The following is an 8,325-nucleotide window of genomic DNA, read 5'->3' as shown; positions in this document are numbered from 1 at the left end:
CGCTATTGAGTTCTCAAACAACCTACGCACACCGAGCCTCTCGAGCCGGTTTTATTTCCCCGCTCGCTCTCGGCGACTTGAATTAATGTACACCCAACGCCAAGAAAGACACAAATCCCCTGGTAGAGGCAGGAAAATGCAACTACCAAGGGATCGGGTTAGGGCATACAGGCCGTGCGGGTGGCGTCACTAAGAAGAAGCACCAACGCGCGCACCGGCGAAACGCTTCTTACCCTTGCGCAGCACCAGCCACGATCCGTGTAGCAGATCCTCGGCGGACGGGGACCACTCGATGTCCTCGATGCGCTGGTTGTTCACGTACGCGCCACCCTCCCCGACGGTGCGTCGGGCGGCACCCTTGGACTTCTCCAGGCCGGACTCGACGAGCAGGTCCAGGATGGTGGCGTCGGCGCCAACCTCGGCAACCTCGGTCTCCTGCAGGGCGGAAGCCAGGGTGGCCTCGTCCAGTTCCTGCAGCTCAGCCTTGCCGAACAGCGCCTGAGCTGCCAGCTCCACAGCCTCGGTGGCAGCCGCGCCGTGCACCAGAGTGGTCATCTCGCGGGCCAGAACTCGCTGCGCCTCGCGCTTGAAGGGCTCCTCGGCGACCTTGCGCTCCAGCTCCGCGATCTCCTCCTGGGAAAGGAAGGTGAACCAACGCAGGTAGTCGATCACCACGGAATCGCCCGCGTTGATGAAGTACTGGTACCAGGAGTACGGGCTGGTCAGCTGCGGATCCAGCCACAGCTTGCCGCCGCCAGTGGACTTGCCGAACTTGTTGCCCTCCGCGTCCGTCACCAGCGGAACCGTCAGGCCGTGCACCTTGGCGCCGTTCACACGGCGGTTCAGATCCACACCAGAAACGATGTTGCCCCACTGGTCGCCGCCGCCAATCTGCAGCACACAGTCGAACTCGTTGTGCAGGTGCACGTAGTCGTTGGCCTGCAGCAGCATGTAGGAAAACTCAGTGTAGGAAATGCCGTCGGATTCCAGGCGGCGCTTCACGGTATCGCGGTCCAGCATGGTGTTCAGCGAGAAGTTCTTGCCGACATCGCGCAGGTACTCGATGACGTTCATCTGGCTGATCCAGTCCGCGTTGTTCACCATCACGGCCGGGCTATCCACATCGCTGTCCTCGGTGAAGTCGACGAATGCCTCTAGCTGCTTCTTGATGGCCACCATGTTCTCACCGATCTGCTCCTCGGTGAGCATGGAGCGCTCGCCCACGTCGCGAGGGTCGCCGATCATGCCGGTTGCGCCGCCGGCCAGGGTGATCGGACGGTGGCCGAACTGCTGGAAGCGCTTCAGCATAATCAGCGGCACCAGGTGGCCCGCGTGCAGGGAGCTGCCCGTCGGGTCGAAACCGCAGTACAGCGTGATGGGGTTCTGCGTGGCCTCCTTCAGCGCCTCCAGGTCCGTCGACTGGTTAATCAGGCCGCGCCACTGCAGCTCGTCGATGATGTTCTTGTTGTCGCTCATGCGTGCTCGTTCTCGCTTTTCTTCTGTGTTCTTTGTGCGTTGCTACTTAACGGGCCAGTCTTTAGCTTCTTCGACCAGCAGTACCGGGATGCCGTCCTGCACCGGATAGGCCTTGTTCAGGCGGGGGTTCACCAAATAGTCACCGTGATCCTCCAGCGGCTGCTTGTCGATGGGGCACGCGAGGATCTCTAGGAGCTTCTGGTCAATCATGCTGTCTACTCTAGCCGGTGCTTCGGGCTTCTTTCTTAGTGACGCCCCCTACGCCGCCCAATACTTCTAGCTTTGTTCGTCGGGCTCATTCAGAACTCCGAACTGCAGCTCCAAGAATGTGCGATTGTCCTTTAGTTCTTGGAGATTGTCCCGCAGGATAGCTTTGTGAACCTCGTCTATCTCTGTCTGCAAAACTGCCAGCGATGCGCGGAAATCTTCAACCGCCTGCCGGTGCGCTACACCCGGCATCTCTTCCAGGATTCTGCAGGTTTCCGGAAAATAGACATCCATAATGCGACGAACCTTTTCTTCTTGGAAGGGATCCGCTTCCAAGTGGTCCCACTCTTGGACAACGTCCCGGCAAGTTTTGAAGAAATGATCCAGATCCGCGAAAAACTCCTGCCGTTGCTCGCCGGAAAGCTTTATGGATTGTTTTAGCTGTTTGATCCGGGTGCGCATTTCCTGCAGGGACTCGACAGGAGAAACAACGGCGCTGGGTTTCGGCGGCGCCTCCAGCGCCTCTTGCGGTTGCCGCTCGGGCGTCAGAACACCGGCGACACCGGCGAGGGCTCCCGCCGTGATTAGCCATAAAGAACCCAGACCCACCGCAGCGTGGGCGGCCACTACGGCGACGAACACGACAAGCGCGACGATGATCTTCAGGGAGTACTTAGAGTTCACGGCTTCTTTCTGCCTAGCGGCCTGTCTTCGTTTCTATTGGTAGCTGCGGATCTCTTCGAACGCCTTGGCGAGGTCACCGCCGCGGGCGTTGAAGACCTTGCCACCGGTGAAGTTCGCCAAGAAGTTCATCTCCTCCTCGCTGGCCTCACCGTACAGGATCACAAACACCGGGATCTTGTGGTTAGTCTCGGCCATCTTGTGAGTCATCTTTGTAATAAAGTCCTGGCGACTCGTGCCAGAGTTCGACTCGCCATCGGTCATCAGCACAATCGAATTCAGGGTACCGCCCTCGCCCGCACGATCGTAGGCGCGCAACACGGCGTCATAAATCGCGGTTTCACCGCGCGGCTGCAGGCCGTTCACGTAACCCCGCAGGTTCTGCTTCTGCTGTGCATTGTCCGGGTCGTAGTTCTCCTGCGTGTACCCGTCCGCAACCTTGCTACTGAAGGGCATGAGGGTAATCGTCTCTCGGCGGGTGAACCCCTTCGGGTTATTGCCTTCGCCGGCGGTGCCGTCGATGAGCTTATTCAAAATGTTCTTTAGATCCGCCAAACGGTTGCCCCGCATCGAACCAGAAGTATCTAGCAGGAAGTTACTATCCGCTGGTCGGCGCAGTTGATCCCGATACAGGCTAACGAGGGAGACAAGCTGGTCCTCGGACTTCGGGTATTCGTAGTAGCGCTGTATGCCCTTGTTCTCTGCATCCTCGCCCCAGACGTTCAGGTGGGTCTTCTCCCCTACCTCCACGCTGTGCTCCCTAAACCAATCTGCCAGGGCCTCGACTTTCGCCTGAGCATCCTCATCGGCCTTCTGATCTCCGGGGTTCCGAAGTGCCGAGATGGGGTAATCCGCAGCACCCGCGGCATTACCGGGGACGAATACCTCGATGTCGACGTTGTCGCTTTCTTTCATCGACTGCAGAACTGCCTGATAGTTGAAGATGCCGTCGGCCTTACCCGGGTTCTTCACGAAAGTGTCCCGTAGCCAGCCGGAAGACCCGGAGGTGATCGTCTGGCCGGAGAAAAAGTCCTCCATACGGCGCTCGTCCATGCTCACCTTCGAGGAATCGAAAGCCTGCCCAGGAGTGAAGTCGCTGAATTCCGCGGCTACCGAAAGGAGGGCAAGGAAACCGGAGTTGGATTCCTGCGGATCCGTCATGCCGAAGGTCAGGTCGCCACGGGCTGCGGCATCCGCGATGTCCGCCCACCTAATGTCTTTATTGCGCCACCCCAGGCGATCCACCACGTCCTGCTTGAGCCCCAGAGCTACCGGCGAACGGGCAATGCTGTGATCTTCACCCTGCGATTTTATGCCCTGGGCTTTGGCAAAGGCGTTGGTTGCAAACCAAGTGGCGTCATACTTATCCCTATATGCACCATCATTCAGGTTACGAGTGTTGACGAGTGTGCCGCTGTCGTACTCCATTTCAATGTCGAACCCCAGGTCCGCGGAGGCCTGATGGACAAACGGCTCCATGTCCGTCAGCTCCGTGGCAGCGACGATCTTCAGTGGCTTGCTGGTATCGAAGGACTTCCCGCCCAGCTTTTTGAAGCTGTCGAGGAAATCCCCCGAGCCGACTACGTATGCACCCGCTGCAATCAACAGCAAGATGACAACAAGAAGGAACTTTATGGGGCTCTTTTTCTTACCAGTGCTGTTCAAGCTACTGGGATACGGGGTCGCCATAGGGCTGATCATATTGCACACACAGCTGCTTTTCAGGGCAAATCCAATAAGTGAAGCGGAAACTATTCAGGGCAGAACTACACGGTTGTGAGAGGTGCGTTACAGTGGGGAGCACAACCGAACACGGGCACCCGAGGTATCGGGCTGAGATCGCGCTGCATCCCGCGCGAGTACCGCTAGAACCTGTCTGGTTAGAACCAGCGAAGGAAGAATCAGGAGAGTTTTTATGACGGATACGTCTACCCAAAACACCGCCACCCCTACCGACGAGTACGGCGCGGAGATCCACCCGAAGCACAGCTTCTCCCCCATCGAGAAGACCGTGGAATCCTTCGGCAAGACCTTCACACTGCAGGTGCCGGAGACGGAGATCCAGCTGGACGACTCCCCGACCGGCCCGAACGAGCCGGTGCGCATCTACCGCACTCGTGGCCCGTGGGCCGAGCCGACCAAGGGGCTGGAGGGCCTGCGCAGCGAGTGGATCGAAGCCCGCGACGACGTAGAGGCTTACGAAGGCCGCCGCCGTAACCTGCTGGACGACGGCAACCGCGCGGTCAAGCGCGGCGAGGCCAGTGAGGAGTGGAAGGGTTCCACCCGCCCGACTCTGCGCGCCAAGGAGGGCAAACGCGTCACCCAGATGCACTATGCCCGCCAGGGCGTCATCACTCCGGAGATGGAGTACGTAGCACTGCGCGAGCACTGCGACGTGGAGAAGGTTCGCGAGCAGGTAGCCTCCGGCAAGGCCATCATCCCGAACAACATCAACCACCCGGAGTCCGAGCCGATGATCATCGGCAACGCCTTCACCACGAAGATCAACGCCAACATCGGTAACTCCGCCGTCACTTCCTCCATCCGCGAGGAAGTGGACAAGCTGCGCTGGGCTACCCGCTGGGGCGCGGACACCGTGATGGATCTGTCCACCGGTAACGACATTCACACCACCCGCGAGTGGATCCTGCGCAACTCTCCGGTGCCAATCGGCACTGTGCCGATCTACCAGGCTCTGGAGAAGGTCGATGGTGTGGCCGAGGACCTGACCTGGGAGATCTTCCGCGATACCGTTATTGAGCAGTGCGAGCAGGGCGTGGACTACATGACCATCCACGCAGGCGTGCGCCTGCCTTTCGTGCCGCTGACCACCAAGCGCGTCACCGGCATCGTCTCCCGCGGCGGCTCCATCATGGCCGGCTGGTGCCTGGCGCACCACAAGGAATCCTTCCTCTACGAGAACTTCGACGAACTGTGCGAGATCTTCACCAAGTACGACGTCGCGTTCTCCCTGGGCGACGGCCTGCGCCCCGGCTCCATCGCGGACGCCAACGACGCAGCCCAGTTCGCAGAGCTGAAGACCATCGGCGAGCTGACCCACCGGGCCTGGGAGTACGACGTGCAGGTCATGGTGGAAGGCCCTGGCCACGTGCCGCTGAACATGGTGCAGGTCAACAACGAAAAGGAGCAGGAATGGTGCGGCGGTGCACCGTTCTACACGCTGGGGCCGCTGGTCACGGACATCGCTCCGGGCTACGACCACATCACCTCCGCCATCGGTGCGGCGAACATCGCCATGGGCGGCACCGCAATGCTGTGCTACGTCACCCCGAAGGAGCACCTGGGTTTGCCGAACAAGGACGACGTGAAGACCGGTGTGATCACTTACAAGGTCTCCGCCCACGCCGCCGATGTTGCCAAGGGCCACCCGGGCGCCCACGAATGGGACGACGCCATGAGTAAGGCCCGCTTCGAGTTCCGCTGGCACGATCAGTTCGCCCTCTCCCTGGACCCGGACACCGCGCAGGCGTATCACGACGAAACGCTGCCTGCGGAGCCCGCGAAGACCGCGCACTTCTGCTCCATGTGTGGCCCGAAGTTCTGCTCCATGCGCATCAGCCAGGACATCCGCGATGCCTTCGGCGACGAGATCGACGAGGCGCTGGCCACCGACCAGAAGCAGTCGCTGGTCAAGGACCTGGGCTTGCCGGGCTTCGGCCGACAGAGTGTAGACGGCGTAGACGGCCTCAACGCTGCGGGCGAGGAGGAAATGGCTGAGGAGTTCCGCCGCGCGGGCTCCCAGCTGTACCTGAACCGCGACGAGGCGAAGGAAGTCGCCGAGGATCTGCAGAAGGAGGCGGCAGCGCACAGTGAGCGCTAACTTGGATCTGCGCTGCTACCTGGTCACGGGCGCCCCTCACGAGAAGGTCGTGGACGTGGCCGCAGCCGCGGCCGCCGGGGGTGCGGGCGTGGTACAGGTGCGCAGCAAACCGATCAGCGTGCGCGACCTCACGGCACTGGCCATCGAGGTCGCCGCCGCGGTGCAGCAGGCCAACCCGGCTACCAAGGTGTTGATTGACGACCGCGTGGACGTTGCCGCCGCCCTCATGCCGGAGCACAACATCCACGGCGTGCACATCGGCCAGGACGACCTGGACCCACGCTTGGCTCGTCAGGTTTTGGGCAAGGATGCCATTATCGGGCTGACCACCGGCACTCTGCCCCTGGTGCAGCAGGCCAACGAGTATGCGGATGTGATCGACTACATCGGCGCCGGGCCTTTCCGCCCCACCCCCACCAAGGATTCCGGCCGCGAGCCGCTGGGGCTAGAGGGTTATCCCGCGCTGGTAGAGGCCTCGCGCGTGCCGGTGGTCGCTATCGGCGACGTGCGCGCGGAAGATGCCGCCGACCTGGCCGCCACGGGAGTCGCGGGAGTTGCGATCGTTCGCGGGTTCATGAACTCGGCCGACCCGCGCGCCACGGCTCGGCAGGTGCTCACTGGTTTTTCTTCGTGACGCCCACCGCTTGCAACCCGCCCAAAGGAAGTGAATAAAAGTGACTAATCCCAACCCCGCAAATTCCCAGCACTATGACCACATTGTGGTGGGCGCGGGGATCGTGGGCCTATCCACCGCCTTTAAGCTGGTGGATCTCGGGGCGGATCCGGCCACCGTGGCGGTGATCGACCCCGCCCCGGTGAGCGGAGCCTCCTTCGTCGCGGGCGGCATGCTGGCCCCGGTCGCAGAGGTGCAGTATAAGCAGGAGCCTTTGTACCCGCTGATGGTGGCGTCCAAAAACTTGTACGACGACCTGCTGCAACGGCTGGGCGAAAAAACCTCCCTCAGCACCGGCCATAGAACAGAATCGACCTTCGTGGTGGGGGCGGACCGGGCGGACGCGCGGCACCTCACCGAGCTGACCGAGCACCAGCACGGCCACGGTATGGAGGTGCAGCGACTACCGCTGCGCCAAGCGCGCAAGGCCGAGTGGGGGCTCAGTCCGCAGCTATCCGGCGTGGTCGAAATCCCCGGCGACCACCAGGTGAACCCTCGTATGTACTGCGCGGCGCTGCTAGATGCGCTGCGGAACATGGGGGTGGCGATCATCGACGAACGGGTGAACCGCATCGAGGATGGCGCGGTGACGACCGACGCGGCGACGCACACGGGCGACATGGTGTACCTGTGCAACGGGCTGGGCGCCGGGCAGGTACGCGGCTGGTACGAGGGCGAGCAGTCACCGCTGAAGCTGCGCCCCGTGCGCGGCGATATGCTGCGGCTACGAGTGCCGGAGGGGATGGAGGCGCCCGTGGGGCGCGTCATCCGGGCGTTTGTGGAGGACCGGCCGGTGTACATCATCCCGCGTACCGACGGCACGATCGCCGTGGGCGCGACCAGCCGCGAGGACTCGCGACGCGGCCCCGCCGTGGATGGGGTGTACACGCTGCTGCGCGACGCGATCCGGATTGTGCCGGGCATCCAGGAGTGCGAATTTATCGAGGCGATCACCGGCGAGCGGCCTGGCACGCCGGATGATCTCCCCTACCTGGGGAAAGTCGGCGAGAAGCTGGTGGTTTCCACGGGCTACTTCCGCCACGGGATTTTGCTGTCTGCGCTGGGGGCTACAGTGGGGGCAGCGCTGGGAATGGGCAAGCCGGTGTCTGCGTTGGAAGCGGAGATAGACCCAGAGATGAACCTAGCCAGCTGCGCGCCACTGCGGCATGCCTAAAGCTGCGGGGCATACGCACAAACGATCTAAGGAGGATCGATGAACTACACGGTGAATGAAGAGCCACGGTCGGCTGACAAGGCACCGAGCGTGGCGGAGGTCGTGGCTGCGGAGACGGGCCGCGAGGTTTCCGAGAACGAGGGCGCGAAGGGAGTCGCGGTGGCGGTGAACCGCTCTGTGGTGCCGGCAAGCGACTGGGGGCGTGCGCTGGAGGACGGCGACGCGGTGGACATCCTGATCGCCGTCCAGGGCGGCTAAAGACGGCTAGAGGAC

8 protein-coding genes and 1 riboswitch are annotated in these 8,325 nt (G+C 62.0%); of the genes, 4 read left to right on the top strand and 4 right to left on the bottom strand.

What is annotated here, in order from left to right; all coding sequences use genetic code 11:
• Positions 1-189: 189 nt before the first annotated feature.
• From tyrS to HMPREF3166_RS09845, 4 genes are all read right to left on the bottom strand, one after another.
• Entirely contained in the window at positions 190-1,476 is a 1,287-nt protein-coding gene (tyrS, locus tag HMPREF3166_RS09860) for a tyrosine--tRNA ligase (protein WP_035005732.1), read from the bottom strand.
• A 42-nt stretch (positions 1,477-1,518) separates the two neighbouring features.
• Entirely contained in the window at positions 1,519-1,686 is a 168-nt protein-coding gene (locus HMPREF3166_RS09855; RefSeq protein WP_005295682.1) for a Trm112 family protein, read from the bottom strand.
• Between the two features lie 66 nt (positions 1,687-1,752).
• A complete protein-coding gene (locus HMPREF3166_RS09850; protein ID WP_070489170.1) occupies positions 1,753-2,367 on the bottom strand; it encodes a hypothetical protein in 615 nt (204 codons plus the stop codon).
• A 33-nt stretch (positions 2,368-2,400) separates the two neighbouring features.
• A complete protein-coding gene (locus HMPREF3166_RS09845) occupies positions 2,401-3,975 on the bottom strand; it encodes a VWA domain-containing protein (RefSeq protein WP_246816989.1) in 1,575 nt (524 codons plus the stop codon).
• A gap of 191 nt (positions 3,976-4,166) precedes the next feature.
• Positions 4,167-4,280, top strand: a riboswitch (TPP riboswitch).
• Here HMPREF3166_RS09845 and thiC point away from each other — a divergent pair.
• The 4 genes from thiC to thiS all read left to right on the top strand — a co-directional run bounded on the left by thiC (position 4,280) and on the right by thiS (position 8,310).
• On the top strand, positions 4,280-6,205 hold the full coding sequence (thiC, locus tag HMPREF3166_RS09840) for a phosphomethylpyrimidine synthase ThiC (protein ID WP_070489164.1): 1,926 nt from the start codon (positions 4,280-4,282) through the stop codon (positions 6,203-6,205). (Overlaps the previous riboswitch by 1 nt.)
• A complete protein-coding gene (locus HMPREF3166_RS09835) occupies positions 6,195-6,839 on the top strand; it encodes a thiamine phosphate synthase (protein ID WP_070489161.1) in 645 nt (214 codons plus the stop codon). The genes thiC and HMPREF3166_RS09835 overlap by 11 nt, the downstream gene beginning before the upstream one ends.
• 40 nt (positions 6,840-6,879) lie before the next feature.
• The gene (gene thiO, locus HMPREF3166_RS09830) at positions 6,880-8,052 is read left to right on the top strand and encodes a glycine oxidase ThiO (RefSeq protein WP_083293869.1); all 1,173 of its coding nucleotides are present in this window, start codon (positions 6,880-6,882) and stop codon (positions 8,050-8,052) included.
• Between the two features lie 39 nt (positions 8,053-8,091).
• Positions 8,092-8,310, top strand: a complete 219-nt coding sequence (gene thiS / locus HMPREF3166_RS09825) for a sulfur carrier protein ThiS (protein WP_035005721.1) — start codon at positions 8,092-8,094, stop codon at positions 8,308-8,310.
• Positions 8,311-8,325: the final 15 nt, after the last annotated feature.

Origin of the sequence: Corynebacterium sp. HMSC08A12 (genome assembly GCF_001807485.1) — a bacterium.
Taxonomy (GTDB): domain Bacteria; phylum Actinomycetota; class Actinomycetes; order Mycobacteriales; family Mycobacteriaceae; genus Corynebacterium; species Corynebacterium evansiae.
This window is presented reverse-complemented; position numbering and strand designations above follow the sequence as displayed.